Source organism: Bacillus sp. ISL-75, from assembly GCF_018613095.1.
In genome coordinates this window covers 1-25,276 of sequence record NZ_JAGGQX010000074.1, presented here as the reverse complement: position 1 = coordinate 25,276, position 25,276 = coordinate 1, and the positions used below count along the sequence as shown (strand labels likewise).

27 protein-coding genes and 3 pseudogenes are annotated in these 25,276 nt (G+C 36.6%); 8 read left to right on the top strand and 22 right to left on the bottom strand.

Annotation, left to right across the window (positions count from 1 at the left end):
• Window positions 1–218 precede the first annotated feature (218 nt).
• Entirely contained in the window at window positions 219–977 is a 759-nt protein-coding gene (locus tag J7E63_RS26290) for an SDR family oxidoreductase (RefSeq protein WP_215017892.1), read from the bottom strand.
• Window positions 978–1,048: 71 nt separating this feature from the next.
• Window positions 1,049–2,503: a DHA2 family efflux MFS transporter permease subunit gene (locus tag J7E63_RS26285; RefSeq protein WP_251033785.1), complete on the bottom strand. Its 1,455-nt coding sequence runs from the start codon at window positions 2,501–2,503 to the stop codon at window positions 1,049–1,051.
• A 277-nt stretch (window positions 2,504–2,780) separates the two neighbouring features.
• Here J7E63_RS26285 and J7E63_RS26280 point away from each other — a divergent pair, with 277 nt between their 5' ends.
• A complete protein-coding gene (locus J7E63_RS26280; protein WP_215017887.1) occupies window positions 2,781–3,380 on the top strand; it encodes a TetR/AcrR family transcriptional regulator in 600 nt (199 codons plus the stop codon).
• 245 nt (window positions 3,381–3,625) lie between these two features.
• On the opposite strand, the gene J7E63_RS26275 is transcribed toward J7E63_RS26280, so the two are convergent.
• The 13 genes and pseudogenes from J7E63_RS26275 to J7E63_RS30240 all read right to left on the bottom strand — a co-directional run.
• Window positions 3,626–4,279, bottom strand: coding sequence for a carboxymuconolactone decarboxylase family protein (locus J7E63_RS26275; RefSeq protein ID WP_098932266.1), 654 nt, complete (start codon window positions 4,277–4,279; stop codon window positions 3,626–3,628).
• A gap of 90 nt (window positions 4,280–4,369) precedes the next feature.
• Window positions 4,370–4,645, bottom strand: coding sequence for a hypothetical protein (locus J7E63_RS26270; protein ID WP_215017885.1), 276 nt, complete (start codon window positions 4,643–4,645; stop codon window positions 4,370–4,372).
• Complete coding sequence (locus J7E63_RS26265) at window positions 4,645–5,358, bottom strand: pirin family protein (RefSeq protein WP_215017883.1); 714 nt, start codon at window positions 5,356–5,358, stop codon at window positions 4,645–4,647. The genes J7E63_RS26270 and J7E63_RS26265 overlap by 1 nt, the downstream gene beginning before the upstream one ends.
• A 230-nt stretch (window positions 5,359–5,588) precedes the next feature.
• Entirely contained in the window at window positions 5,589–6,059 is a 471-nt protein-coding gene (locus tag J7E63_RS26260; protein ID WP_215017881.1) for a CBO0543 family protein, read from the bottom strand.
• Window positions 6,060–6,355: 296 nt separating this feature from the next.
• On the bottom strand, window positions 6,356–6,967 hold the full coding sequence (locus J7E63_RS26255) for an alpha/beta hydrolase (RefSeq protein ID WP_215017879.1): 612 nt from the start codon (window positions 6,965–6,967) through the stop codon (window positions 6,356–6,358).
• Window positions 6,967–7,911 (bottom strand): ring-cleaving dioxygenase, encoded by a 945-nt coding sequence (locus tag J7E63_RS26250; RefSeq protein WP_215017877.1) that lies wholly within the window; start codon window positions 7,909–7,911, stop codon window positions 6,967–6,969. The genes J7E63_RS26255 and J7E63_RS26250 overlap by 1 nt, the downstream gene beginning before the upstream one ends.
• Window positions 7,912–7,948: 37 nt before the next feature.
• Window positions 7,949–8,557 (bottom strand): flavin reductase family protein, encoded by a 609-nt coding sequence (locus J7E63_RS26245; protein ID WP_215017876.1) that lies wholly within the window; start codon window positions 8,555–8,557, stop codon window positions 7,949–7,951.
• Between the two features lie 23 nt (window positions 8,558–8,580).
• Window positions 8,581–9,519 carry a ring-cleaving dioxygenase gene (locus J7E63_RS26240; RefSeq protein ID WP_215017874.1) on the bottom strand — a complete coding sequence of 313 codons (939 nt, stop codon included), beginning with the start codon at window positions 9,517–9,519 and terminating at the stop codon, window positions 8,581–8,583.
• A gap of 90 nt (window positions 9,520–9,609) precedes the next feature.
• Window positions 9,610–10,008 (bottom strand): DoxX family protein, encoded by a 399-nt coding sequence (locus tag J7E63_RS26235; protein WP_215017872.1) that lies wholly within the window; start codon window positions 10,006–10,008, stop codon window positions 9,610–9,612.
• Window positions 10,009–10,065: 57 nt separating this feature from the next.
• On the bottom strand, window positions 10,066–10,491 hold the full coding sequence (locus J7E63_RS26230) for a MarR family winged helix-turn-helix transcriptional regulator (protein ID WP_215017870.1): 426 nt from the start codon (window positions 10,489–10,491) through the stop codon (window positions 10,066–10,068).
• Window positions 10,492–10,565: 74 nt separating this feature from the next.
• A pseudogene (locus tag J7E63_RS26225) lies at window positions 10,566–10,811 on the bottom strand (ArsC/Spx/MgsR family protein); the annotation flags it as partial.
• An 80-nt stretch (window positions 10,812–10,891) separates the two neighbouring features.
• Window positions 10,892–11,566: a ribose-5-phosphate isomerase RpiA gene (gene rpiA / locus J7E63_RS26220; RefSeq protein WP_215017866.1), complete on the bottom strand. Its 675-nt coding sequence runs from the start codon at window positions 11,564–11,566 to the stop codon at window positions 10,892–10,894.
• 43 nt (window positions 11,567–11,609) lie between these two features.
• Window positions 11,610–11,720 (bottom strand): annotated as a pseudogene (locus tag J7E63_RS30240) (BA3454 family stress response protein); the annotation flags it as partial.
• A 357-nt stretch (window positions 11,721–12,077) separates the two neighbouring features.
• On the opposite strand from J7E63_RS30240, the gene J7E63_RS26210 reads away from it, so the two are divergent.
• The gene (locus J7E63_RS26210; RefSeq protein WP_168242978.1) at window positions 12,078–12,350 is read left to right on the top strand and encodes a YqhV family protein; all 273 of its coding nucleotides are present in this window, start codon (window positions 12,078–12,080) and stop codon (window positions 12,348–12,350) included.
• Window positions 12,351–12,752: 402 nt separating this feature from the next.
• On the opposite strand, the gene J7E63_RS26205 is transcribed toward J7E63_RS26210, so the two are convergent.
• Window positions 12,753–12,902: a hypothetical protein gene (locus J7E63_RS26205; protein ID WP_215017864.1), complete on the bottom strand. Its 150-nt coding sequence runs from the start codon at window positions 12,900–12,902 to the stop codon at window positions 12,753–12,755.
• Between the two features lie 140 nt (window positions 12,903–13,042).
• Between J7E63_RS26205 and J7E63_RS26200 the strand changes: the two genes are divergently transcribed.
• Window positions 13,043–13,639, top strand: a complete 597-nt coding sequence (locus J7E63_RS26200) for a hypothetical protein (protein WP_215017862.1) — start codon at window positions 13,043–13,045, stop codon at window positions 13,637–13,639.
• A 90-nt stretch (window positions 13,640–13,729) separates the two neighbouring features.
• Here the strand turns inward: J7E63_RS26200 and J7E63_RS26195 are convergent, their stop codons facing one another.
• Genes J7E63_RS26195 through J7E63_RS26185 form a run of 3 tightly spaced genes read right to left on the bottom strand, consistent with a single transcriptional unit; the run spans window position 13,730 to window position 15,373 of the window.
• Window positions 13,730–14,353: an FMN-binding negative transcriptional regulator gene (locus J7E63_RS26195; protein ID WP_215017861.1), complete on the bottom strand. Its 624-nt coding sequence runs from the start codon at window positions 14,351–14,353 to the stop codon at window positions 13,730–13,732.
• Window positions 14,354–14,376: 23 nt separating this feature from the next.
• A complete protein-coding gene (gene paiA, locus J7E63_RS26190) occupies window positions 14,377–14,895 on the bottom strand; it encodes a spermidine/spermine N(1)-acetyltransferase (protein ID WP_215017858.1) in 519 nt (172 codons plus the stop codon).
• Between the two features lie 25 nt (window positions 14,896–14,920).
• A complete protein-coding gene (locus J7E63_RS26185; RefSeq protein ID WP_215017856.1) occupies window positions 14,921–15,373 on the bottom strand; it encodes a MarR family winged helix-turn-helix transcriptional regulator in 453 nt (150 codons plus the stop codon).
• A 116-nt stretch (window positions 15,374–15,489) separates the two neighbouring features.
• Between J7E63_RS26185 and J7E63_RS26180 the strand changes: the two genes are divergently transcribed.
• From J7E63_RS26180 to J7E63_RS30380, 3 genes are all read left to right on the top strand, one after another.
• The gene (locus J7E63_RS26180; RefSeq protein WP_215017854.1) at window positions 15,490–16,131 is read left to right on the top strand and encodes a YczE/YyaS/YitT family protein; all 642 of its coding nucleotides are present in this window, start codon (window positions 15,490–15,492) and stop codon (window positions 16,129–16,131) included.
• Between the two features lie 467 nt (window positions 16,132–16,598).
• Complete coding sequence (locus J7E63_RS26175; protein WP_215017852.1) at window positions 16,599–17,489, top strand: hypothetical protein; 891 nt, start codon at window positions 16,599–16,601, stop codon at window positions 17,487–17,489.
• Between the two features lie 35 nt (window positions 17,490–17,524).
• Window positions 17,525–18,259: an SH3 domain-containing protein gene (locus J7E63_RS30380; protein ID WP_215017850.1), complete on the top strand. Its 735-nt coding sequence runs from the start codon at window positions 17,525–17,527 to the stop codon at window positions 18,257–18,259.
• Between the two features lie 447 nt (window positions 18,260–18,706).
• Here the strand turns inward: J7E63_RS30380 and J7E63_RS26165 are convergent, their stop codons facing one another.
• A complete protein-coding gene (locus J7E63_RS26165; RefSeq protein WP_215017848.1) occupies window positions 18,707–20,062 on the bottom strand; it encodes an aldehyde dehydrogenase family protein in 1,356 nt (451 codons plus the stop codon).
• On the bottom strand, window positions 20,059–20,739 hold the full coding sequence (locus tag J7E63_RS26160; RefSeq protein WP_215017846.1) for an aspartate/glutamate racemase family protein: 681 nt from the start codon (window positions 20,737–20,739) through the stop codon (window positions 20,059–20,061). Before J7E63_RS26160 ends, J7E63_RS26165 begins: the two co-directional genes overlap by 4 nt.
• A 196-nt stretch (window positions 20,740–20,935) precedes the next feature.
• On the opposite strand from J7E63_RS26160, the gene J7E63_RS26155 reads away from it, so the two are divergent.
• Complete coding sequence (locus tag J7E63_RS26155; protein WP_215017844.1) at window positions 20,936–21,811, top strand: LysR family transcriptional regulator; 876 nt, start codon at window positions 20,936–20,938, stop codon at window positions 21,809–21,811.
• A gap of 193 nt (window positions 21,812–22,004) precedes the next feature.
• Window positions 22,005–23,084 (top strand): isocitrate/isopropylmalate dehydrogenase family protein, encoded by a 1,080-nt coding sequence (locus J7E63_RS26150; RefSeq protein ID WP_215017842.1) that lies wholly within the window; start codon window positions 22,005–22,007, stop codon window positions 23,082–23,084.
• A 286-nt stretch (window positions 23,085–23,370) separates the two neighbouring features.
• Here the strand turns inward: J7E63_RS26150 and ystJ are convergent.
• Window positions 23,371–23,716 (bottom strand): annotated as a pseudogene (gene ystJ / locus J7E63_RS26145) (NADP-dependent malic enzyme); the annotation flags it as partial.
• Window positions 23,717–25,276: the final 1,560 nt, after the last annotated feature.

The window sequence follows — 25,276 nt, the reverse complement described above, 5'->3', positions numbered from 1 at the left end:
TGCTGGGCACGCAAAACAAAAAAGGACTATGCACCAAGCACAGTCTAAATTAAACCAGAAACTCAGTTGTCAACCACGGTCTTCGGCTCAATAATCTCTCCCGCACTAAGGGATGAGGGGATATCTTCATTTGATTATGTTTCACAAACTAATAAAAATTCAAAAACCGTCAAGATAAATCTCGACGGTCTTAACATATTATTTAAAATTGTTCTTAATTAATAAGCGGTCCAACCTGCATCCCCCGTAATAACTGTTCCATTAACAAAGCTTGATTCACTAGAAGCAAGAAAAAGCGCTATATTTGCAACTTCTTCTGGTTTACCTACACGTGGATTTAATCCTAATCCTGATTGAATGCGCCCCATACCAAATTCGTTAACACCCGTCATTGACGAACCGATGTTTGTTTCAACTCCACCTGGCGCAATTGCGTTGCATCGAATACCATTTGTTGAGTACATAAATCCAGTATTTTTTGTAAAACCAACAACAGCATGCTTAGAAGCTGTATAAGCGGCTCCTGCTCTAGCTCCTTGAAGACCACCAGCTGAAGCTATATTAATAATAACACCATATTGTTTTTCTAAAAATATAGGCAAGGCTTTACGTGTTGCACGCATTACACTCGTAGTATTAATCGCAAAAATTTTCTCCCATTTGTCATCTTCTATATCACCAGCGGGTTCAAAGTTATCCATTATTCCTGCATTATTTACTAAGATGTCTAATGTTCCAAATGAATGAACGGCTGTGTTAATCAGATTTTGTATATCTTCTTCTTTCGCAACATTGGACATAACCGCTATTGCTTCCCCGCCATTAGTCTTTATTTCTTCTACCGTAATATTTGCTGCTTCTATGTTAATATCAGAAACTACTACTTTTGCACCTTCTTTTGCATAAAGAATCGCAATGGCTTTACCCATCCCAGAAGCAGCACCGGTTACTACGGCTACCTTATCTTGAAGTCTCATATCAATTCCTCCAATTGTTTATAATTTTTTTATTCTCTATTAAACTTCTCCATATAATGGATGTGGCTAAGTTAGGTAGTTTCCAAGCTTCTTTGTGGTACCTTTCCCAAAGTTGCTTTGGGCTCTATTTCGGATGCTTGTTTAACCTTCTTGATAAAGAAGGAAAGAAGTAATCCGATGATGCCGATCCCAATAATGACAAGATAGGCGTCATTAATACCCTGAATGGTGGCTTCCTTAATAAGCTGCCCTTGGGTAAAGCCTTTAGCAGCTGCATTAGGAGCCATATCCTGCAGATGTGATTTCGTTCGGTCTGACATAACGGTAACGAGAAGTGAAGTTCCGACGGCACCAGCCACTTGCCGAATGGTATTGCTTATGGCTGTTCCGTGAGCACTTAACTTTTGTGGCAATTGATTCAAACCAGCGGTCTGTAAAGGCATCATCATTAAGGCCATCCCAATGCGGCGCCCTGTTGACATGAGGACCAAATAGGTGTAACTTGTCGAATCTGTCAAGTTGGTAAAGCCCAATGTTGTCAAGATGGTAATTATCATTCCGATAACAGTTAGCCATTTTGCGCCAAAGCGATCGAACAGTTTGCCGGTAACCGGCATAAGGAAGCCCATTATTAGCGCACCTGGAAGAAGCAGAAGACCGGACTCAATTGCTGTGTAACCACGGATATTCTGAAGGTAAAGTGGAAGCAGCATCATATCTGCATACATCACCATCGTAACCGCGATATTGATAATGGTTGTTAAGGAGAACATATTATACTTGAATACACGCAAGTCAAGCAGCGGATTTTGCGTTTTCATCTGCTTCCATGAAAAGAGTGCAAGGGCCAAGATGCCCACAGCTATCGTACTTAGTACCTCGATGTCTGACCATCCAAGGCTTCCAGCTCGGCTGAAACCATAAAGCAAGGCACCGAAACCAATCGAAGAGAGGACAACACTTAGGGTATCGAGCTTTGTCTTGATTCGGTCGGATACATTTCGGAGATAAATGAATCCTAGTACAATAACAATGACAGCAAATGGAATCATCCCGTAAAACATCGTTTCCCACTTGTAGTTTTCAATAATGTAACCGGCAAGTGTGGGTCCAATAGCTGGGGCGAAAATGATTGCAAGTCCGACCATCCCCATTGCTGCTCCTCTTTTGTTGTGAGGAAAGATGGTCAGAATAACATTCGTAAGCAGCGGCATAATGATTCCTGCACCAGCCGCCTGAATCATGCGTCCGGTCAATAATAAAGGAAATCCCGTTGCAATAGCAGAAACGATGGTCCCAGCTAGAAAGATAAACATGGACGCTTGAAAAAGCTGACGGGTGGTAAATCGCTGCATTAAATAGGCGGTAATGGGAATTAAGACACCGTTTACGAGCATGTAACCTGTCGTTAACCACTGGGCTGTTGCAGCTGAAATTTTAAATTCAACCATTAGTTCAGGAGTAGCGACGCTCATGATTGTTTGGTTTAAGGTTGCAATGAAAGCACCTAATATCATAATGAACATAATAGGTCCTTTTTTTATCGAATTTGTGACAGTTTTAGGATTATTATTCAATTCTCTCCTATCCTTTCTAACTTGAATATAGACTTTTTTTACAATGTGTTTAATAATTAACATTGTATAAATTACATTATAATAAGATCGTTGCTTCTGACAACAGACAATTTCTTAAGAAGTGTAAATTAGTTATCATTTATTTCAATTTTGTTGAGAAAGCCGAAAAAAATAGACAGAACTAAAATTATTGTAAATTACCAATTAATAGGAAGGGTGATTAGACATGAAGGGCAATAAAAAGCCCCGAGTAGATCCTCGGGTACTTCGTACACGCCAATTAATAAAAGACGCGTTAATAGATTTGCTACAGGAGATGGAAATAAATAAAATCACGGTTAACCGGATTGCTGAAAGGGCAACCATCAACCGTGTTACGTTTTATCTGCATTATCGTGATATTCAGGATATGCTGGAGAAAATGGCGGAGGAAATGGCCGAGGATATTGAGTGCATTATGATGAGTACGACAACTAACATGAAATTGGCTGAGGAAATTGATTCGTTGAAGCTTGTAAAACTGCTTGAGCATATAGCCGAGAATGCCAAATTCTATAAAGTGGTTCTTGGTTCCACACGAACGCCAATCTTTACAGAGCGGTTATTAAAAATCCTTATGAAATCAATAACAGACAGAACGGAGATAGACTCCTTGCTCGCTACTACCGATATCCAAAGGGATATTGCTATTTGGCACGGTTCTTCAGCTCTTATCGGCACGATCGTAGCTTGGTTGCGTAAGGACATGCCTTATACACCGCAATTTCTTGCTAAGCAGTTGTATATGCTTTTTCATTTAAATAACGATATTAGGAAAACAACCTGAAAAAAGCAACTATACCAGTTCGACCTTTTTGGTAGTTGTTCCCTCCTGGGGTTATCCAGGAATGTATTATGAATACAATTCAGATAAGGATTTCAAAGATGCGTATTCCTTTTACCGTTCTTATGATAAAAAGGAATACGCCGTAGTTTACCCCATTTAAACAAAAAAGCCTTCCCGGTGGTGGGAAGGTATCAGTAGCCTCTATTTTATTGAGAGGTTTTTCACTGTATTTTAATACCTTTTTGTTAATCACCATAGCTTTGTATCAAATTAGCGATATGTGCATAAGCTCCTCCTGCAAGTAATGCTGAAGTAACCATTACTGCTTCTGCAAGCTCTTCATTTGTACATCCAAGCTTCATGGCATTTTTCGTATGGACATCTATACAATATGGGCATTGCGTAGCATGAGCAACTGCCACAGCAATAATCTCTTTAAACTTTCCACTCAATTTGCCTTTCTTCATTGCTGTTCTACTAAACGTAGAATAACCTTTAAAGCCTTCAGGAGCAAATTTATTTAATTGACCAAGGTTTTTTAGATTTGAACGTCTATAAAGTGAATCCTCTGCTTCTGCATCCATCGCATTATGTATATGAGTACTATGGGTTACTACCCCACCTGCTTCTACTCCTGCTACAACAAAGATCGCTTCTACTAATTCTTCAAGTAATGCTCCTTCAGCTTTTGCACGTCGTGTATGTGAATCAATACAATAAGGGCATTCCGTTACATGGGCAATTGCAACCGCTATGATTTCTTTTTCCTTTTTACTCAGTGCACCATCTGTCATGACAGCTGTATTAAAATCCGAAAAAGCTTCGAGCTGTTCTGGTGCTAATTCTTTAAGTTTACTAAGATTTTTTAAATTTCCTTTTTCATATAAATTGTTTGTCATTGTAGACATCCTTTCTTTCTAATAAAAATAAAGGAGCTTGTAATATAATCCCATCAGACTTTTTATATTTACTCAACTTAATAGAGTTAATCATTGAGTCGGATAGACAGTATTATGATCAGCAAGGATCACCAATTGTTTTTCATTAGGTTGAAAATTAATTTGTGAATCAGAGGAGTAATACCACGTCTTTTCGTTTTCCTTTGCTTCAAATATATTTAACTCATCTTTAAAATCTAAAACTGTCGAAGCAGTTTCTTCATCAACAGATAAGGAGATCAGCCAACGATCGTCTTGCTTTTCAATACGGTAATTAGTAGTTTGACACAGCAATCGGCTGCCTATAGAGTGACGAATCATTAACATTAAAATTCACCCCCAGGTAAATCAATTAATAAAAAGAAACTATCTTGATTTGCCTGAATCGTAATTTCATGGATGTCTGTGCTCCGTGCCGCATCCTGGGATTGTAAAATGGAATCCTTATTAATTGAAATTTCTCCTTCTATAGTAAAGATGTAGATCTTCCTGCCTTCTTCCTGTTGAAAGTTCAATGTCTTATTTCCATCCAACTTTGATAAATAAAGGGTTAAATCTTGATGAATTCCTGCCACCCGCTCGGAGGCAGTATGGGATATTACAGGTAATAAGTTATTTTGTAATTGTTCAACATCATATGAGATATCTTCATAGGATGGAGTTAACTTTTTTTCATTTGGTGAAAACCATAGCTGTAAAAATCGGACTTCTTCATCATTGGAAGCATTGAATTCAGAATGAAGCACTCCCGTTCCAGCACTTATTCGCTGTATATTTCCATAGCTGATAATTCCAGAGTTCCCCAAGTTGTCTCCATGTTTTAGCTGCCCCTTTAATACGATAGAAACAATTTCCGCTTCCCGATGCGGATGAATTCCAAAGCCGCGACCACCTTGGACGGTGTCGTCGTTAAAGACACGCAGTGGACCAAATCGGATATTGGAAGTGTCATAATACTCACCAAAAGAAAAACTTAAATTACTCTCCAGCCATTCATTTTTTACTGTGTATCGTGTACCTGCAGGATAAATTTGAATCAATTCTCTCACTCCTTATCTGAATTTCTTAGTCATGAATATCGAGCTTTATTTCTTTCATTCAAAACAAAAAGTTGGAATATATAACAGGATTTCTTCTGCTATATGCCCAACTCTTTCTTTCCTAGAATTTCCTTATGCTTGATATTTTTTAATCAGATCAACAAACTCCATTTGTTCTGAAAAGTCTTTATACATGCCTACAGCAAAACCTTTGAATTAGCTCTATAAACTTATGCACTCTTAACCTTATCTAATTTTTTTAAAAACCCAACTAAACCTCTTATAGTAAACAAAGTAAAATTTACACTGGTAAAGGTATGTAATATTGTCCATTTTTTCCATTTGAATAACTTGGAATTCTTTTCAAAGCACCATTGACCGATACTCATGGGAACACTAAAAAGTAAACTTTTTAAAAGTATTTTGCCTAAATGATCGTTATAAGTCAGTTTCACCCATATAACACTTAAAAGCGGGAAAAACAATATGTCATAAATGATGTTTGTCTTAAAAATTTTTGGAAAGGGACGAACTGGATATTCAAGTCTTTTGGTACCAACCACAAAAGCATCAATTAGAGTTGCAATTACTCCTTTTGAGAAAAAAATAACAAGATTTTCTCGCATTTTAGATCCTTTAAATAAAAATGGCAAGGAAACCACACACAAAGCAGTAAGTAAATTCAACAGTTTCTTTTCCATAAAAACATCCTCCGATGTGAATCAAAATTTAATATGCTCCCGCCTTACAATGTTCTGTAAAACCCCATCAAACCAAGCAGAGTAAAAATAATTTCCTACCTATTATTTCTTTAGGTAGTATTTACTATTCCTTCGAGTATAAAAGTACTTTCTATGTAAATAAAAAACTAATCGAAAGGTTCCGATTAGCTTTCTTTTAAAATTATCTTTCCATATTAAGCAGCTTTTTTTGACTCAATTGAATCCTTTTGAAAAATCAAGTCACTAACTGATAATAGCTTGCTTCCATAAAATAATTATTTATTTATAACTTTTCGATACCATTGCGCTGCGGCTTCAACTTCTTGAGAGGTTAATTGATGACCTCTATTCTCCCAATGAATTTCTACATTCGCATTTGCCTTTTCTAATAAAGATTGTAATTCAGCAGATTCTAATGGCGAGCAGATTGGATCATTGGTACCAGCTGCAATAAATACTGGTTTCCCAGTTAAATCAGGTAGTTCAATTCCTTTTCGCGGCACCATGGGATGATGAAGCATCGCACCCTTTAAAGCATTTTGATAGTGAAATAATAAACTCGCAGCAATATTAGCTCCATTTGAGTAACCTATCGCAAGAATATTATCTCGATCAAAATCATACTTTTCGGAGGCCTCATCTAGAAACTCGTATAACTCTTTTGTTCGAAAAATAAGATCTTCCTCATCAAATACCCCTTCTGCTAATCTGCGAAAAAATCGAGGCATTCCATTTTCTAATACATTCCCACGAACGCTTAGTACATTTGCCTCATCATCAATCATTCCTGCAAGTGGCAGCAGGTCTAATTCATTGCCTCCTGTACCATGAAGCAATAACAACGTGGGTTTTGTTTGATTTTGCCCCTTATTGAATATATGTTTCATTATTTATCTCCCTCCAGAACTCGAACCTCTACATGCGGTAAGGTTTCTTCTAATTCTTCTCTTTTTGACTCTAGCCAAGATGGCAACATAAGTTTTTCCCCAAGTTCTGCGACTGGTTCATCCACAGAAAAGCCTGGTGGGTCGGTAGCTATTTCGAAGAGGATACCCCCTTCTTCATGAAAATACACTGCTTTGAAATAGTTTCGATCTCGAATTTCTGTTGGATAGTATCCTTTGTCTTGAAGAAGAGATCTCCATCTAAGTAAATCCCCTTCATCCTTTGCTCTCCATGCTATATGATGAACTGTTCCTGCTCCCATCAGTCCCCTGACTGATGGGTTTAACTGAATATCAATTGTATTTCCAAAATGTCCTTCAGATTTAAATCTTAGGAATTCATTTTCCTGCCCAATACATTCCATTCCTAAAGTATTTTCCAGCACTTCCGTCGTTTTATGTGGCTGTGCAGAAAACAGAACAGCGCCGCCAAACCCTCTTATCGCATTCTCAGCTTGAATTCCCCCAAAGTTCCAAGTATTTATTGGACCTTCATCTCTTTCTATCAGTTCAAGCTGGAGTCCGTCTGGATCGTTAAATTTCAAATATTTCTCACCAAAGCGATTGGCTGAAGTAAATTCAATTCTGAATTGTTGGAAACGCTTCTCCCAGAATTTTATTGTACCTGTTGGAATAATGTAGCTAGTGACTCCAATCTGACCTGTACCAATTCGACCTTTTAGCTGTTTTGCCCATGGGAAAAACGTAATTACTGTTCCTGGTTCTCCTGTTTCATTCCCAAAATAAAGATGATACACTTCTGGACGATCAAAATTGATTGTTTTTTTAACAAGCCTTAACCCAAGTACACCCGCATAAAAGTCAATATTCCTTTGTGCATCGTTTACCATCGCTGATATATGATGAATGCCTGCTGTTTTCTGCATTTTTTACTCTCCACTTCATAAATGGGATTTTAAGAAGTTATTTAGGCCTTTCTATTTCAAAAATCTCACCGATTTTGGCGTAATTATTCCCTGCTAATCGACTTACCGCAGCTAAACCTCTAGCATCAATTCTTCCATTTTCATAAATTTCATCTTCAATATGAAATTGAACCACTCTTCCTATAATAAAATCACATCCAGGACTATCCGAACTTCCCAATTCTAAGGAATGCTCTAATGAACATTCCATTCGAATTTTTGCTTCCTTCACACCTGGTACCGAAATTTTTACACTATCCACTGAAGTCAAGTTTGCTAACTTCACTTCACTTTGATCAGAAGGAAGACTTGCAGCCGTCTTATTTATTTTTTCAACATTATGTTCGTCAACAATATGGACCACAAATTGCTTGGAGTCGTTGATGTTTCTAGCTGTATCCTTTTGACTCCCCGCTGAACGTTGAATAGATAATGAAATCATCGGCGGATTGGATGAGACGATATTAAAATAACTAAATGGTGCACCATTTAAAACGCCATCTTTTGAAATGGTTGTCACGAAAGCAATCGGCCTAGGTATGATGCTTCCTATTAGAAACTTATAATTTTCTCTTTCAGACATTAAGGCTGGATCAATTGAAAGCAAAGAAATCATTCCTTTTCGTATAATCAGTCTAGTTCTCTTACTTCAAATGGAAGTAATCTCCGTTCAATTTGTTCTCTTTTTGGTTCATACTGTGCAGGCAACATCAATTTTTCTCCCATGGTTTCTTGTGACTCATCATGAGCGAAGCCTGGAGGATCTGTTGCAATTTCAAATAAGATTTCTCCGTGTTCTCTGAAATAAATGGCATTAAAATAGTTTCGATCTTGTACTGGAGTGACGCCATATCCATTTCCTGCAACATACTTTTGCCATTCCAATTGATCCTGATCGTCACTTGCCCGCCAAGCGATGTGATGTACGGTCCCCACACCCATTCTTCCGCGTCCAATCGGAGTTAATTTCAGGTCAATGACATTTCCGATCTCAGCTGAAGAACGATAACGGGCGAAATCTCCTTCTTTACCTACGAATTCAAGTCCCATAACATTTTCTAACAAATCTGCCGTTTTATTGGGCTGTGTTGATAATAGAGTAGCTCCGCCAAACCCTTTGATGGCAACCTCTGGAATTACCCCGCTAAAGTTCCAATTATTAACTTCTCCTTCTTCTCTTTCAACAATTTCAAGGTGAAGGCCATGTGGATCATCAAATTCCAAATATTGCTCACCGAATCTTTCCATTTTAGTAAAAGAGACTTTGAACTTTTCTAATCTGTTTTCCCAAAATTTCAATGCACCTTTAGGAACAACATATGAAGTAACTCCTACTTGACCATCACCAATGGTTCCTTGATGAGCCCCTGCCCATGGAAAAAATGTGATGATTGTTCCAGGTTTTCCTCCTTCATCACCGAAATAAAGGTGATACGTGCCAGGGTCATCAAAGTTTACCGTTTGTTTCACTAAGCGTAATCCTAAAACACCTGCATAAAAATCAACATTCTCCTGTGGATGTCCTACAATTGCAGTGATATGATGAATACCCATTGTTTTCTTACTCATTTTGAAACACTCCTTTTAAAATTATGATGTCTATTCAATAATTAAATTATTGATACTATTAAAAATCGGGATTCTCTAATTCGAGATATTTTAGAATAAAAAAGCATCCAATGCATATTTTCCAGGTCCAATTAATGCTATACCAATTACAACCGCTATCAACGTCAAATTATATTCGTATCCATTTTGTGTTGCCCAATAGCCATTAGAAGCATGAACCTTTACAATTGCCATTACCATTGTAGCTGCAATCATGATTCCTGCAAGGGGAGTAAGAAGTCCTAATGTAAACAATAATCCCCCAATTAATTCTGTTAATCCTGCCATGAGGGCCATCATCACACCTGGTTTCATACCGAGCGACTCCATCCAGCCTCCTGTTCCCTTTAAGCCGTAACCGCCAAACCAGCCAAATAATTTCTGTGCACCGTGAGCCATGAATGACACACCCACGACTACCCTTATAATTAATAATCCAATACTCATCATTTTATTACCTCCTATTTTCACTTATCTCGACTTCGAGATATTGATTTAAAAAATATATTATTCCACTCTGTTTCTAACTTTCTTTAAACAATGGACCATCAACTCGGACTCATCTTCTGTTAAATCTTCAAAAATAGAATTAACCATGTCTTGATACTTCGGCATGATGTTTTCCATTATTTCCATTCCTTTAGCTGTTAAGGTTACATGAATAACCCGCCGATCTTCCCTACAGTCATTCCTTTTTATGATTCCTTTTTGTTCAAGTTTATCAATAACATACGTCATCGAGCCGCTAGAGGTCAGGATTCTATTTCCAATCTGCTGAATTGTTTGTTTCCCTTTGTAGAAAAGTACCTCTAAAACTGAAAACTCGGTAATACTAAGATTATTTTTGGACATTTCGTCTCTTATTCGTTCCTGAATGCCCTTTGAGGTTTGCATTAGTAGCAAAAATGGATGGTTAGTACATTTCCTTTCCATATTCACACCTCCTAGTTAAATATCTTTAATTAATATATCTCGAATTCAAGATAATGTCAATACTTGTTTATAATTTAATCAATAACAGTTTTTCTCCAAATAACCCCGGCCGAATCATGGACTTTATCAAGTTGGAATACACGCATTTTACGTGGCAAAAAGCTCCGTAACTCTTCTTCATTACACCCTACTTGTAAACTTTTTTCATCAAGGATTAATGGTTTTCTTAATAGCCCAGGATTCTCTTCAATAATCGTATACAATTCTCGGAGTGAAAGAGAGTCGATATTAATATTTAGCTTCTGGAAAGCTTTTGACTTTGCTAAATTCCCTGTTGCTCCAAATAAGACAAAGGTCAATGATTCCATCATGCTTCCCCCATGTTCGTATCTATTTTCTCTTATATCAATCTTCGGACTTTCGTTACAAGTTTTTTATCAATAATGGTAATAACAGCATCAGCAAGTCCAACAAATAATCCATTATCAACCACACCAGGTATAAGGTTCAGATTTTTCTCTAATTCTTTTGTATGCTTAATTTCTTGAAAACTGCTGTCTATAATATAGTTACCGTTATCGCTAAGAAAAGGATTCCCATCCTTTTCCCGCAGCTTTGGATAGCCTCCAAGCTCTCGAATGTACTTCATGGTCATCTTATATCCAAATGGGACCACTTCTATCGGCAGTGGAAAAGTTCCTAATGTATCTACATTTTTATGGGAGTCTGTAACGACAATAAAAGTTTTAGCTGCTTTCGCAATTATTTTCTCTCTTAAAAGGGCTCCGCCTCCTCCTTTAATAAGGTCTAAATCTCGATTCACTTCATCCGCACCATCTATGGCTAGATCAATTTGATCAATTTCATTTAATGAAACAACTGGGATTCCTACATTTATTGCTAATTTTTCTGTTTGTTTGGACGTAGGTATTCCTTTAATAGAAAATCCTTGTTGAACTAATTTCCCAAGCTTAGAAATGGTATAAAATACAGTGGAGCCAGTTCCAAGTCCAACTACCATTCCCTCTTTCACAAAATCTACAGCTTTTTCTCCGACTTCTTTTTTTTCATTCAAGGCCATTTGCCCCTTTCACATCAAAGATCTGGAGATTCATTTTTTAATTTAACCATTGTTTCTTAATTTGCTCTTGTGCGAAATGCAAAATTTGTTCTTCAGGTGTGTCCTTTTTAACAATTACATTAGTAAGGTTATGAGATTTTTTATAGCTTTCTCCGGTTACAAGATTTCAATGGTAAGAGATTGCCCACAAACTCTTAAGGGAAAAATTTATATTACCCAGTTCATGTATGGCCTATTGGTTGCTGTTATTCGTTTTTTGGCATGAGTCTAAATATTTCTCATAAAATGTACAAGAGTCTAATCGCTATCTCTATTGTTTCCGGAGTTTCATTAATCGTGTTTGGTATATATTTTGGATACCAAGGGATTTATGCACACTGGGGTTAGGCTTCATCTTGTCTTTTTTGACGTTCCCATGGATACGATTTCGTTAAGATCTTGTCCCTCCATTCATATAGTAAACATATACGGATGAGGGATGAACAGTATTACATAGGAGGAGAATATGTTTATTTTTATTGAAATAGCCGTTTTGGGAATGGCCTTATTAAGAGTACTTTCAGGAAGTATTGAAATACTTGCGGCTATACTCATGATTAAGTTTAATTCAGTTGAAAAGGCCCTTTTAGTTAATAGTTCTCTAGCACTCGTTGGCCCTATTATTCTCATCTTAACGACTACAATTGGTGTTCTGGGATTGACGGGGAATATTTCATTTGCCAAAATAGTCTGGATTTTCATCGGAGTTGGCTGTATTTTTATCGGTGTAAAATCATAATCTTCCGTTTAAGTTTCTTTATAAGTTAGAAAATAAAGGAATGGCACGAAAAAACAAACAAAAATAAACAATTGCATATTAATCTATAGAGGGACTAGATACGTTACTTTTACACCATGGGTTTTTGTTGCAAAATTGTAGCATTAGAAAAAAACATTGATCAAAAAGAAGGTCTTAAAATTAAGTATTTTAATTACTTCTATTCTTGAGGAAATTATTTTCATGCGAGTTGTACATGGAGTCTTATGTCCGTTCCTGCATTTGTTATTAGCATTTATAGTCTGTTCATTATAGATGATTGCCATCCCAGTCCGTTCAGCATACTGGGTACAGCAACAAAAAAATAATCCCCCATCATTCCTTGATTCGGAACAAACGGGGGATGATCACCTAGTATTCTTTTTAGACATAAAATACCTCTCTTTCTTCTTCGTTTAAACTCTCTCTAATTGCATCTTCCCACCATCGAAAGTTATCCGGAATACGATCTTTCATGAGTTTTAACCGTTCATTCGCAAGCTTTGCCTTTCTTAATGTTTCTTCCTCTTCCATTCCACAACAGATTTGATAAATATCATCAAGTAGGTAAATTTTTGAATAAAAACTAAAGGGATGGGGGGATATCTTTATTTGATTAATCCACGAATTATAGTGTGGTAAAATAGGAATATAACTTGTTAACGGAGGATTCTATGATTTGGTTTTTGCTGCTTGTCGTTCTGTTTGCTTTTTTGATGGGATTTTTCCAGGTTCCCATCTGGATCATGTATGGCGTATTGTTTGCCGTGCTTGTTTTTATCATGTTTCGAAACCCGCTGTTATTTGGTAAAGATGCTGAAAAGATGATGACGTACTTAAAAAAATCCAGATCACCTTATTTGCAATTCCTTTACCATTTTCTTCACGGGAACCTATCGGCAGCGGAACAAGCGATGGGGAAAATCCGTTCCAAAAAATCAAAACGAAACTCCGAGTTGATGCTCTTAATGGAGCGGAAGCAATACGGAAAGGCAAAAGAACTTCTTACACAAATGGGTGGACATAAGACAAAGTGGTACGCTTTGTCGGATATCGCCATTAATGAAGGCGACGTAGAAGCATTCAAACAAAATAAAAAGAAGATAACAGACTCCTTTTTTTTAAACATGTTGGAAGTCGATCAAGCCGTTTATGATGGGAAAAGGGAAGATGCGGTTGCGCTACTCGATAACTTGATTCCAAAGCTTAGAGGTTATAAATTACTGACAGCCGTCCAGTATCGAAAGCAAATACTTGAAGGAAGAGTCTGACCCAAATTACCGATGGGTAAAGCCCGAAATCTTATGATTTCGGGTTTTTATTTAATGGATTCGAAATGGTAAGGGTTGAATAAAAGTGGCTTATATGTGATTTTTTAATCTCTTTTCCATCAGTTCTGCCATTTGATTCGAATTTGAATTTCCTTCATTTTGTAATTTATCAATGATGTTAATATAATCCGTTTCATTTCGGTTCTGACTTAATTTATATGCAGCCTGAAATTCTCCCACCTTAATCTTAAATCCAACTATACCTTTCAGTTCACTCTCTAAGAGATGAGGAGAAAGTTTATCCCATAAAACAGGATTTTCACGATTTTCTTCATATTTTTCCAGCATTATTGTTAATTCTTCTATTAATTCATCTTTCTCTAAAATGCTTGCTTTACCATATACATGGACGGCTTGATAATTCCATGTTGGAACTTCTTCATGCCCATACCAAGAAGAAGAAATGTAAGCGTTCGGTCCCTGAAACATAACAAGCACATCTTCACAGGTTTCAAATGTTCTCCACTGAGGATTTCCATAAGCCATATGCCCAGTAATATAGTAATCATCACCTTTTTTATTTAACCCCAAAGGCAAATGAGTGGCAATTGGTTTCCCTTGTTCTGTTGTGACAATCGTGCCAAAAAAGTTATTTCGAACAAAATCCCAAATTTCATCAACATTTGTGACCTTAAAATATTTTGGAATATACATAATAATCCGCCCTTCATAAAAAGTTATATGAGTGTTTTGGTCATTATTAAGTCCGTTTGTTCTTCATCACCCATATAAAACGAGTGGGCTCCAGTTTGAACAAACCCCATTTTCTTATAAAAAGCAATCGCATTTTCATTTTTTTCCCATACACCCAGCCAGATTTTCTTTTTATTACGTTCCATCGCAATTTCCATAGCTTTATTTAGCAGATATCTACCAAGCCCATGTTTTTGAAATTTGTCCATTATATAAATCCTCTCGATTTCAAGTGATTCATCACCCATTTCTTCAGACTGAGCATCATTGGTATTGACCTTTAAATATCCAGCGACTTCATTATTAAAATAAACAAAAAAGAATTGCGAAGAAATATTGGATAATTCTTTTTCTAATTGTTTTAAGTTAAATGCCCTTTCCAGATAGGCATTCATATTTTTGGTTGAATTCTGATGCTTAAATGTCTCATTAAATGTTTCATAACTAATTTCTTGAAGTTTGCGTGAATCTTCTAGGGTACACTTTTTTATATTTATAGTCATTTAAATATGTCGCTCCTTTATATAATCAATAATTTCTTTTGTTTCCCTTTTTTACAAATTCCCAGTCTTTTTCTATATTTTTTCTTACTCTTTGAAGAAGATTGAAAATGGTTCCTACTTCTCTTTCGGAAAATCCCTCTAATGCAACGCTATTGGAATAATCATTTTCTCTTTTTATAAAAGGATAAACATTTTTCCCTTTCTCTGTTGGCAAGAGCTTTTTTATTTTTTTGTTATGTTGATCTTCTTCCTTTTCAATAAAGCCATTCATTTCAAGTTTTTGTATCGCACGAGCTGCTGTTGTTCGATCTACTTTTATCATCTCAGCTAACTTTTCTTGAATGATTCCCGGGTTTTCACATATTCGCACAAGGTACAAATACTGCCCTTTTGTAAGGTCATATTCTTTAAATTCTATATTACTTATAGAATCTAATGCCCTTGCTATCATTCCAATTTCACGAAGAATTTCCTTCATAATGAACTCCTTAGTACATATTTTTGTTGCAAATGCAATAAAAATGGCATATATTAAATTTAACCTAACTTTGTTGCATTTGCAACAAAAAAATATTGATAAAGAGGTCGAGTAAAGTGAAATATGTTTTTTATGTATTAGGAATTTTAATATTAACTCTTGGTATTTCTTTCACTATACAATCAGATCTTGGAACTTCACCTTTTGATGCACTTTTGGTAGGACTATCCAGAAATGTGGGGCTTTCTGTGGGAAGTTGGGAAATAATAATAGCTTTACTATTGATAGGTTGTAATTCATTTTTAAAAAGACAAAGACCAGAAGTTTTGGGGTTGTTAACAGCATTTATAACGGGTATGGGTATTGATATGTGGCTTTTTTTATTGCACAATTTGATAACACCTGAACTATGGTACAGCAAAGTTATTTGTTTTGGAATCGGCTTAGTTGTTATAGGATTAGGAACCGCAACATATTTACACACAAATTTTGCACCGATTCCAGTTGACCGATTAACCTTAATCATACAAGAATTAACTAGAACAAATATATTTTTTTCGAGAACATTCATTTACCTCGTGTTCTTGATAATGGCAATGATTATAAAAGGACCAATTGGCGTTGGAACTTTATTAACCGTTTGTTTAGGGGGGCTAATACTTAATTACTTTATGCCATTTACTGAAAAAGTATTAGACCGCATATTAACACACTCAAGTACATCACCAAATTATGGTAAAGATAAAAACCATTCTTAATAGGATGGTTTTTGTTGTTCTTGTTCCACTAACCTGACCTTTGTTGAATAAAAAATGCCAACCCATACAAGGCTGACTCAATGCATGATGTCCACTTAGTGCAAAACCTTGACTCCGACAACACTATCGAATGTCACCCGCTTAAATTCTCCAGGATTAACCTCTATCCGCAGCTCATACGTTAGCGGATCGACGTAACTCTTCTACCATGCAAATCTATTTGATACCCATTGAATAGAGCCAAACTCACCATTCGGATGGTTTTGTAATTTAAATCTCCTATGAAGGCACTCTCATCATAACAGTGTCTTGGCGATTATCAATGACTAGCGCCCGTGCCATTCGAAACTCCCTCAATCTCCAATTTCTGAAAAGATATGGGGGCTTTTCTTCCGATTGTATGCATAGAATGTAGACAAGGTAAGTGATCTTTCAATGAAAATAGTTAACCTGGAGGGAATAACCTAATGCATTTTATTGAAGATGTTAAAGACGTGAAATTTAGCTTTATGGAAAAACCGCCGGCGTCGTCAATGACTTATGCCTTTGTTTATGTAAATAGTCACAATGAATACTATGCAGTTAAAAATGGAGAGCGTTTGTCACGTAGTGAATTGCGGATTGGCAAATATAAAAGGGTTTATACAGTCAATATGCAGCAGCAAACCATCACCTACAAGGAGGAAGTCCCTTCGGCTACAAGAGGAAGAAGGTTTTCTGTCAATTTATTTATCGATATTGCCGTTGAAAACCCTGAACGGTTAGTTCAACAACATGCAGGAGAAATTGGCCACATTTTTAACAATAATCTGCCCTTCTGGGTTGAGTCGGAAGCAAGATTTTATCATATTGAAGAGGATCTGAGTTTTGCCCGGCATATTGAAGAATTTTTTCAAACCTCGCCATTGGTCAAGGTGTTAAGGGATGCTGGTATTGTTGTTCGAAATGTTCGTGTTTTGATCCGGCAAGGTATTCGGGACCAGCGCCATGATGAGGCGATCGCCGATTTAGACCGGAACGCAGAATTATCCGCCTATCAAGAGGCTCTCGACTTGGAGGAAGCGCGCCGGATTTCGGCCTCGATTAAAGAAGCCCTTCAAGCAGGTGATTTTATCACTGCAGGGAAGCTTGGAGAAAAGAATGAAATGGCAAAGCGGTTAGTGGAATCGGAGTTTAGCCAAAATCAAACCTTCAAATATGAGGTAAACAAACAACTTTTAAACTTGATCAACGATCACTCTATTGACCAGTTTGAGGCAGAACAAAGATTGGCCAAGCTAAAAAAACTTTTCCCCTATCTCCCCGTTACTCAGGATAATATCAATAGAAATAAACAGATTGCTGGTCCAAGGAGATAACTTCTATCCTATTTAAATAAAGGAGATTAGCGAATGTGGAATCCATTTTAAATCAGCTGTTTTGGATCTGGTCACTTATTTCTGTCTTGCCGGAATGGTTGCGTATCTTTTTGGCGCTCTTTGTGCTCCTGCAGCTCGCAAGGCTGATTTTGTTGTACATTGTTCCTCCCTTCTTAAACTTGTTGTGCCGTTTGTTGAAAAAAATACTTTATCTCATTTCTTACCCGATCATGGCACTTCTTTGCACGATGCAAAGAAGCCGGAGAGAAGCAGGAAAAGCTGGCATATCTGTTTGGATTGATATCATTGAAGGAATGTTTGCTTTGTTTGAAAGTTTTTTCAACAAAATGATTCAGCTTTTCCAGAAACGGAAAAGGAATAAGACAAGGATTAAAAGATGGACCTTCTATTCTGCCACAGCTTTAGTGATTTTGCTTACAGCTGCAATCATGAACAATCCTAATGAGTCGTATACACAAAAATGGAAGAAAGTTGAGGTATGGTTAAACCAAGAGCCTGTGCACATAAAAGCTTCCGGGGCTTCCCTTGATCAAAAAGAATTAATTTTAAATAAGAAATATGAAGAAGGCGGAAATATTCGTGAAGCTCCCACACTAACCGCGCCCCGTCTATACACTATTACAAATGAAGAAATAATGCACTTTTTGAATGAAGAACAAGTAGATTCCAAAGGAATTAAGTGGTTAAGAGTTCAAACTGCAAACGGGATCGAAGGCTGGATTTCAGCTTTCATTGTCAGGGAAAAATAATAAATTGAGAGGGATTTTTAACATCTTAGTGTCGCAATGAATTTAAACAATTACCGTTATTTTATGACCCTTTTTTCAGTTCATAGAACAACCTAAATAAGGAGAGTTAGCTCCAATGGGAATAGTCCCCTCTCCTTATTTAAAGCTCTCCTCAATTTATCAAACCGTGAACTTCTAACTAAAACAAAAAGTTCTCGGCCAATGTAGTCCATTAAATACCCATAATTATCGTAATATTCAGCGATGGTATGAAAAGTATAATAGTAGAAAATCCTAATATAGAAAGCATGATTGACCTCCTTAAAATTAACAAGTACATCATGTAAACGCATTCAATAAATTGGAGGCACACACCTCCTTAAGAAATGAACCTCAGGAGGTGATTACAACAATCTACTAAAATAGTTACTTTAATAAAGTTATGCTCTTTTCTAGAAGTTTTTTTTATCATACTGTTCGTAATACCCCTGACTTTGTAGGCGTTTCATTAATCCATTCTCCCCCCGTTTCGAGAGCGTCAGCAACTCTCATTGCACGATTAATATCTGATGTGAACACACCAGCTTGCAATCCAAACACAGAATCATTAGCCATTGCAATAACTTCCTCTTCTGTATCAAATGGAATGACAGAGACGATTGGAGCAAACGTTTCTTCACATACTACTTTCATGTTCGGAGTAACATCGACCAGGACTGTTGGCTCAAGTAATGATCCTTCCCTCTTACCACCTGTTGCAAGCTTTGCACCTGCCTTTACTGCTTCCTGAATCCACTCTTCCGCACGAATCGCTTCGTTTTTACTAATCATCGGTCCAATATCCGTTGTTTCTTCCATTGGATTACCGAGGACTAGTTTTTCAACAAGTGACACGTATTGATCTAAAAATGTTTGATAAACTTCTCGCTGCACATAAATCCGTTGAGCAGAGATACAAATCTGTCCAGAAAAAGCAAATGCTCCGCGTACTAATCCTACTGCTGCCGCATTCACATCCCCATCATTGAAAATAATATTTGAAGAATTTGATCCAAGCTCTAATGTCACTTTTTTCAATCCAGCTTTCTTCCGTAAATTCATTCCTACAGACGGACTTCCTGTAAATGTTACCTTACTAATGCGAGAGTCAGTTACTAGAACATTCCCTATCTCCGAACCGTTTCCAATCACTAAATTTAAAGCTCCCATAGGCAGTCCGGCTTCTTCGAAAAGTTTGACAAGCATATAAGAGGAAAGAGGTGTTTTCCCCGCAGGCTTTAAGACGACTGTATTTCCTGCAGCACAGGCAGGTGCCAGCTTATGCAAAGCCAGATTTAACGGAAAATTGAAAGGTGTTATGGCTGATATTACTCCAATTGGATAACGACGAACCATACCGATTCGATTTTCTCCACCGATCGCAGCATCCATAGGCACAAGCTCACCTTCAATTTTTTTCGCTTCATCTGCCGCAAAGCGAAGCACTTGGACTGCACGCCCCACTTCTCCTCTCCCATCACGAATTGGTTTCCCTGCTTCTAAGCCAAGAATTCTTGCAAATTCTTCTGTTCTTTCTTCTAACAGGTCAGCGGTTTTACGCAGAATTTCTGCTCGATGATAAGCCGGCATTTTTTTCATGGACTCATGGAAAACTCTATGTGCTGATTCAATCGCTCTTTCAGCATCTTCTTGTGAAGCTAAATTTGCCTTTCCGACTACTTCTCCATTAAAAGGGTTAATCACCTCCATTGACTTTTCTTCTGTTCTAGTAACTGCTTTGCCATTCACAAGTGAAGTAACTTTCATTATTTCAACATTTATCATTTACCTATCTCCCTCTTTGATATTTCGGCGACAATCGATTTTACGCTAATTTCAGGACTTGTTAATATGGGGGTTGTCGTAATATCAAGTGTTTCAATTGCTCTCGCCATACTAAATTGTGAAAAAAGAATGACATCACAATCCATAGTTAACTCTAGTACCTCCCGATGGATTAACTCGTCGTGTTTTGTACGATCCCCTTTTTGTAATGCCTTAAATGCTTCAGGGATAACCACCGTTTTAATCGTGACATCCTTCTGTCTCTCTAAGGATATTTTTTCCAATATCGTAGCTGTTGTTGGTCCTGCAGCTTCTATCGTAGCAATAACACCAATCCGAGTACCCATATCCACAGCTTTTTCCAACATGCTTAAATCCGCACTTAACATGGGGACATCAAATAAGTGGCTAATTTCTGCAACAACTGGAGTAAAGGATGAACAAGTTAGTAGAATTCCATCTACACCACACATCACTGCTTTTTCTACCAAATTCAATAAACGTCTGGCCATATTTTTTGTAACGAATCCTGTTTCATTTAATTCAAAAATAAGACTTTCATCCATGAAATTTACCACAGTAACTTGTGGTGCATGATTTTTAAAAGCTTCTAAAATTGGCTGAACTGAGTTCATCGTCGCATGGATAAGCCCAATTCTAAAATCTTCTCCTGACAATTTACTTCCTCCTAAGTTATCTGAATTCGCTTTCAAATGTACATGAATATCATGAATCCATTAGCTTTTAACACATTTGAAAATCAAAAGCTGTAATTTCTATAAATGTAATGTATTATATTTTTAGGAATTAATAAAATATTGAATTTTTATTAATTCCAATAGAATTTTTCGATTATAAGAAAGGAAGCTCACCGTGGATAAAAAAGACTGGCTTATTTTACAAATGGTTTACGCTGAAAAAAATATTACCAAAGCAGCTGAGCGCCTGTATATTTCCCAACCTACTTTAACGTACCGGTTACAACAAATAGAAAAAGAATATGACATTAAACTTTTTTTTAGAGGAAGAAGAGGTGTTGACTTTACGGAACAGGGAGAATTATTGGTCAAATACGCGGAAGATATGCTTAAACAACAACAAGACATGGAAGAAAAGCTGTGGAATTCAGGAAATGAAGTGCGTGGAACATTACGCTTAAGTGTTTCAAGAACATTTGCTTTTTATCGATTACCGCAAATTCTAAAAGGTTTTAATGAACAATTCCCTAAAGTTGAATTTCATGTTAATACCGGTGTTAATATAGACGTACTTCAATCTATTTATAAACAGGATGCACATATTGGTATAGTGAGAGGTGATCACAGCTGGCCAAGTAAAAAAATGACAATTACAGAGGAAAACATTACGATTCTCTCATCCCAAGAAATTAATTTAAAAGACCTTCCCTCTTTACGGAGAATCAGTTATAAGACTGATCCCAGCTTGGAAATGATTATTGATAACTGGTGGAAAGATAATTTTTCTACACCTCCAACTAACAGTATGAATGTTGATAATGTAGAAATTGCAAAAAGAATGGTTCTTAACGGATTAGGTTATTGTATTGCGCCCAGTATTGTAATAGAAAATAACGATTTGTTACACAAAATTTTTCTTAGTGATACCTCTGGCGATCCAATCGTTTGGAAAACCCGCATCTTATATCGTGAAGAGCTACTAGAGTTAGCAATGGTAAGAGAGTTTGTCCATTTTATTCAAGAATATCATCGAAATCTCCTTGAAAACTAAAATCTCTTTAAAAATATACTTATAAGTAAATAAATGTCATTCTAGCCATTTAGGTATAGAAAAAATTAATCATTAAATATTAAAAAATCATATTTTATTAATTTCTAATTTTATATTACATTAATAACATAAGGTTCAGGCTCAACTAGAGCTCTTAGATTAATACTATACTGTCTGGAGAGGAATGTTAAAAATGACTGTTTATCGTCTTGGTGTACTAGCTGGTGATGGAATTGGTCCGGAAATTGTAAGCGCTACAGTTGATGTATTTAAAACTGCTGCAAATAAAGTTGGAGTTGAAATTGAATGGATTGACCTGCCTATGGGATGGGAAGGAATCAAACAACACAATGATCCCCTTCCAGAGATAACCACAAAATCGTTGGAAAACACTCACGGATGGATACTGGGTCCACATGATTCTGCTGCTTACCCACCTGAGCATAAAGTGAAACTCAATCCAAGTGGAGCACTTCGCCATTCACTTGATTTATTTGCAAATATTCGGCCAGCTAAAACAATGCCAGGCATTCAAAGCGTTGTGGGAGAAGCTGATTTGGTTATCTTCCGTGAAAACACGGAAGGATTTTATGCAGATCGCAACATGTTTGTCGGTCATGGGGAGTGGCAAATTACGGAGGATGTAGTTGTCACATCGGGTGTGTTTACAAGAAAAGCAGCAGAACGTATTGCACATGCAGCTTTTAAAATGGCCATGAAGCGCCGCAAAAAAGTAACTATTGTCCATAAAGCGAATGTTCTCCGATTAAGTACAGGGTTATTTTTAAGGGTGTGCCGTGAAGTGGCCGAGCAATACCCTAAAGTTACGGTAGATGATTATCATATTGACGCAATGGCTGCTCATTTAGTCCGTCGGGCAAAAGACTTCGACGTAATCGTAACAGAGAATATGTACGGAGATATACTTTCTGATTTAGCAGGAGAACTTGTAGGAAGCCTAGGATTGGCACCTTCAATCAACTCAAATCAAAATCTGGCTATGGCTCAGGCAGCCCATGGTTCTGCACCAGATATTGCAGGCTTAAATATTGGAAATCCAACAGGTATTATGCTATCAACAGTAATGTTAATGGAATGGCTTGCCGAAAGACATGATGATAGCAAGCTTGAAGAAATAGGTAAATTGGTGGAGCAAGGACTTTACCAATCACTTAAAGACGGTGTGAAAACAAGAGACCTAGGTGGAAATGCCTCTACTACTGAATTTGCAAAGGCTATTTCGGAAAGAATCAATCAATGGGTTTTAAATTAATACATGAACCACAATTACTCCAATAATTATCTTTATTTAAATGCAAATATAATTACCTGGCTTTAATTTAATAATGAAATCATTTGAGGCTGTCGACAAAGTGGGCAGCCTATTTTAATTTTTACTGAATCCGTTTTTTTCTATAACAAAACAAACAAATATAAACTGAATAAATAAAACCCCTTTTCCTTATATAACTTACTGAAAAAGGGGTTGAATGTGAATGGATGTAACCGTATACCAGCATATGAATAGGTTCAATACTCTCTTTATAATTATCTCCAACTTATACTAATAAACGATCTTTGATTTCTTCTACTTTTACGTGTTTTTGTGAAACACCTGTTTCCATCGCTGCGCTAGCAACAGCTGCGGCTACATATGCTGCCACTCTTCTGTCAAATGGATCAGGTATGACATAATCGGCATGAAGTTCTTCATCTGATCAATCCAGAGATGGCATAAACAGCTGCTATCTTCATTTCTTCATTGATTTCTTTTGCATGGACATCTAACGCACCGCGGAAAATTCCAGGGAACGCAAGTACGTTATTGACCTGATTTGGAAAATCAGAACGTCCTGTCCCAATCACTAGTGCCCCGGATTCCTTTGCATCTTCGGGCATAATTTCCTACAGCAATACATGGCGTTTAAAATTGGTTGCAAGGTCGGAATACAGAGGCATTTCAGTGATTCCTTGCATATCTACAAGAAAGATTTCAACAAAGCTAAGGAAATCATTGAACTTAATTCCATTTCAACTATAAACAAGCTTTATGATTCTGTTCCGTCATTTCATATTCGTGATTATATCCAAGAAAATCATTTCTCTATATTGAAACAAGAATATGATTTATTAGGGAATTCTTGCTCACAAATATTTAAAGCATATCAACTGTTTAAGTCAGGGGATTATGAGAAAATCCCTCATTCACTACCTCACAAAATTCTAGGATTAACAGCCTATTTATGGTTTTCAGAAAAAAGGAATGTCAATATAAGTTCAAGTTATTTTGACCAAATCCTAAGATAACTTACTCTCCTTATTAATGCTCTCTTACACACCAGGTAGGACATCTTTGGATAGCCATTATTTTTGACGAGTAATAATATCAGATGAGGTACAATTTATTATCAATTCATAGTCTGTTTTAGCAGCGTTATGATAGTTGCCAGGGTAAGACATACCTTATTCAATAACAAAACCTCCCAGCATTAAAGGGAAGTTTTGTTATACACACGGACCACATCTTTATTCTTTTAAAACCAGTAGTGAACAGCACTCCACATATCTAATATCTTTAATGTCTTGTACACAAATATGAAAATGCACTCTTTATGTAACTTTTTATAAAAATCTTCGAGTTACTAGTGCTGCCTCCCATAGCACCTAAAGTTACTCTGTCATACTACGGTGAATGACTTATGCTCTATGAATCGTCATGATGAAAAATGATTTGGTAACAAACCAATGTTACATTTTAAATAAATAAATGGTAAAGAGACCCTTTTCAAATTCAAAAAATCATATATTATTATCAATGAAATAAAAGACAACTTATATTATTTATCATAAGTTAAAATTGACATATATGTTGAATTATATTTTAAATAATTGTTTTAATTTTAGGAATCGGAAACATGTACGGAGTACTAGGTCAGGACCGATGTTTATAACCACCAATGTTCGTTCATTACAAATGTCCAGAGTGTTATAGAATTAAAAAAGAGCGATAATTTTTGACACTCCTCATTTATCCCCTATCTAACTATTTTTACTTGCTTTTCCGATAACTTGACTTCAAAGAGTAGTTTGTGAGGGATAAAAAGAAGAGCGACCATCACATCCACTCTAAACTCACGCTCTCTCTCTCTAACTTCCCTGCAGCTGAACAGGAAAAACAATCGTTAAATACATTTTTTACCCGTAAAATTAGCATTCATTATAGTACTAGGAGTATATTAACTAAATATAATAGGTTGTTTTTTGAGTTAATGGATAGGTTACACTTAGTTGGACAATAAAAATAAGGGCAAGTAGAATAATACACAACACGTGAGGAGAATCTACTATGTCTAAAAAAAGAAGAACGTTCACAACAGATTTTAAAAAGCAGGTGGTGGCCCTATATGAAAATGGGAAAAGTCGCCAAGATATTGTCAGTGAATATGAATTAACTGCATCTGCTTT

What these genes read in the sequence shown, in the direction of transcription:
- J7E63_RS26290 (WP_215017892.1), bottom strand. Translation starts at nt 977, where the DNA reads ATGAGACTTCAAGATAAGGTAGCCGTAGTAACCGGTGCTGCTTCTGGG.
- J7E63_RS26285 (WP_251033785.1), bottom strand. Translation starts at nt 2,503, where the DNA reads ATGTTCATTATGATATTAGGTGCTTTCATTGCAACCTTAAACCAAACA.
- J7E63_RS26280 (WP_215017887.1), top strand. Translation starts at nt 2,781, where the DNA reads ATGAAGGGCAATAAAAAGCCCCGAGTAGATCCTCGGGTACTTCGTACA.
- J7E63_RS26275 (WP_098932266.1), bottom strand. Translation starts at nt 4,279, where the DNA reads ATGACAAACAATTTATATGAAAAAGGAAATTTAAAAAATCTTAGTAAA.
- J7E63_RS26270 (WP_215017885.1), bottom strand. Translation starts at nt 4,645, where the DNA reads ATGTTAATGATTCGTCACTCTATAGGCAGCCGATTGCTGTGTCAAACT.
- J7E63_RS26260 (WP_215017881.1), bottom strand. Translation starts at nt 6,059, where the DNA reads ATGGAAAAGAAACTGTTGAATTTACTTACTGCTTTGTGTGTGGTTTCC.
- J7E63_RS26255 (WP_215017879.1), bottom strand. Translation starts at nt 6,967, where the DNA reads ATGAAACATATATTCAATAAGGGGCAAAATCAAACAAAACCCACGTTG.
- J7E63_RS26250 (WP_215017877.1), bottom strand. Translation starts at nt 7,911, where the DNA reads ATGCAGAAAACAGCAGGCATTCATCATATATCAGCGATGGTAAACGAT.
- J7E63_RS26240 (WP_215017874.1), bottom strand. Translation starts at nt 9,519, where the DNA reads ATGAGTAAGAAAACAATGGGTATTCATCATATCACTGCAATTGTAGGA.
- J7E63_RS26235 (WP_215017872.1), bottom strand. Translation starts at nt 10,008, where the DNA reads ATGATGAGTATTGGATTATTAATTATAAGGGTAGTCGTGGGTGTGTCA.
- J7E63_RS26230 (WP_215017870.1), bottom strand. Translation starts at nt 10,491, where the DNA reads ATGGAAAGGAAATGTACTAACCATCCATTTTTGCTACTAATGCAAACC.
- J7E63_RS26210 (WP_168242978.1), top strand. Translation starts at nt 12,078, where the DNA reads ATGTTTATTTTTATTGAAATAGCCGTTTTGGGAATGGCCTTATTAAGA.
- J7E63_RS26205 (WP_215017864.1), bottom strand. Translation starts at nt 12,902, where the DNA reads ATGGAAGAGGAAGAAACATTAAGAAAGGCAAAGCTTGCGAATGAACGG.
- J7E63_RS26200 (WP_215017862.1), top strand. Translation starts at nt 13,043, where the DNA reads ATGATTTGGTTTTTGCTGCTTGTCGTTCTGTTTGCTTTTTTGATGGGA.
- J7E63_RS26195 (WP_215017861.1), bottom strand. Translation starts at nt 14,353, where the DNA reads ATGTATATTCCAAAATATTTTAAGGTCACAAATGTTGATGAAATTTGG.
- paiA (WP_215017858.1), bottom strand. Translation starts at nt 14,895, where the DNA reads ATGACTATAAATATAAAAAAGTGTACCCTAGAAGATTCACGCAAACTT.
- J7E63_RS26185 (WP_215017856.1), bottom strand. Translation starts at nt 15,373, where the DNA reads ATGAAGGAAATTCTTCGTGAAATTGGAATGATAGCAAGGGCATTAGAT.
- J7E63_RS26175 (WP_215017852.1), top strand. Translation starts at nt 16,599, where the DNA reads ATGCATTTTATTGAAGATGTTAAAGACGTGAAATTTAGCTTTATGGAA.
- J7E63_RS26165 (WP_215017848.1), bottom strand. Translation starts at nt 20,062, where the DNA reads ATGATAAATGTTGAAATAATGAAAGTTACTTCACTTGTGAATGGCAAA.
- J7E63_RS26150 (WP_215017842.1), top strand. Translation starts at nt 22,005, where the DNA reads ATGACTGTTTATCGTCTTGGTGTACTAGCTGGTGATGGAATTGGTCCG.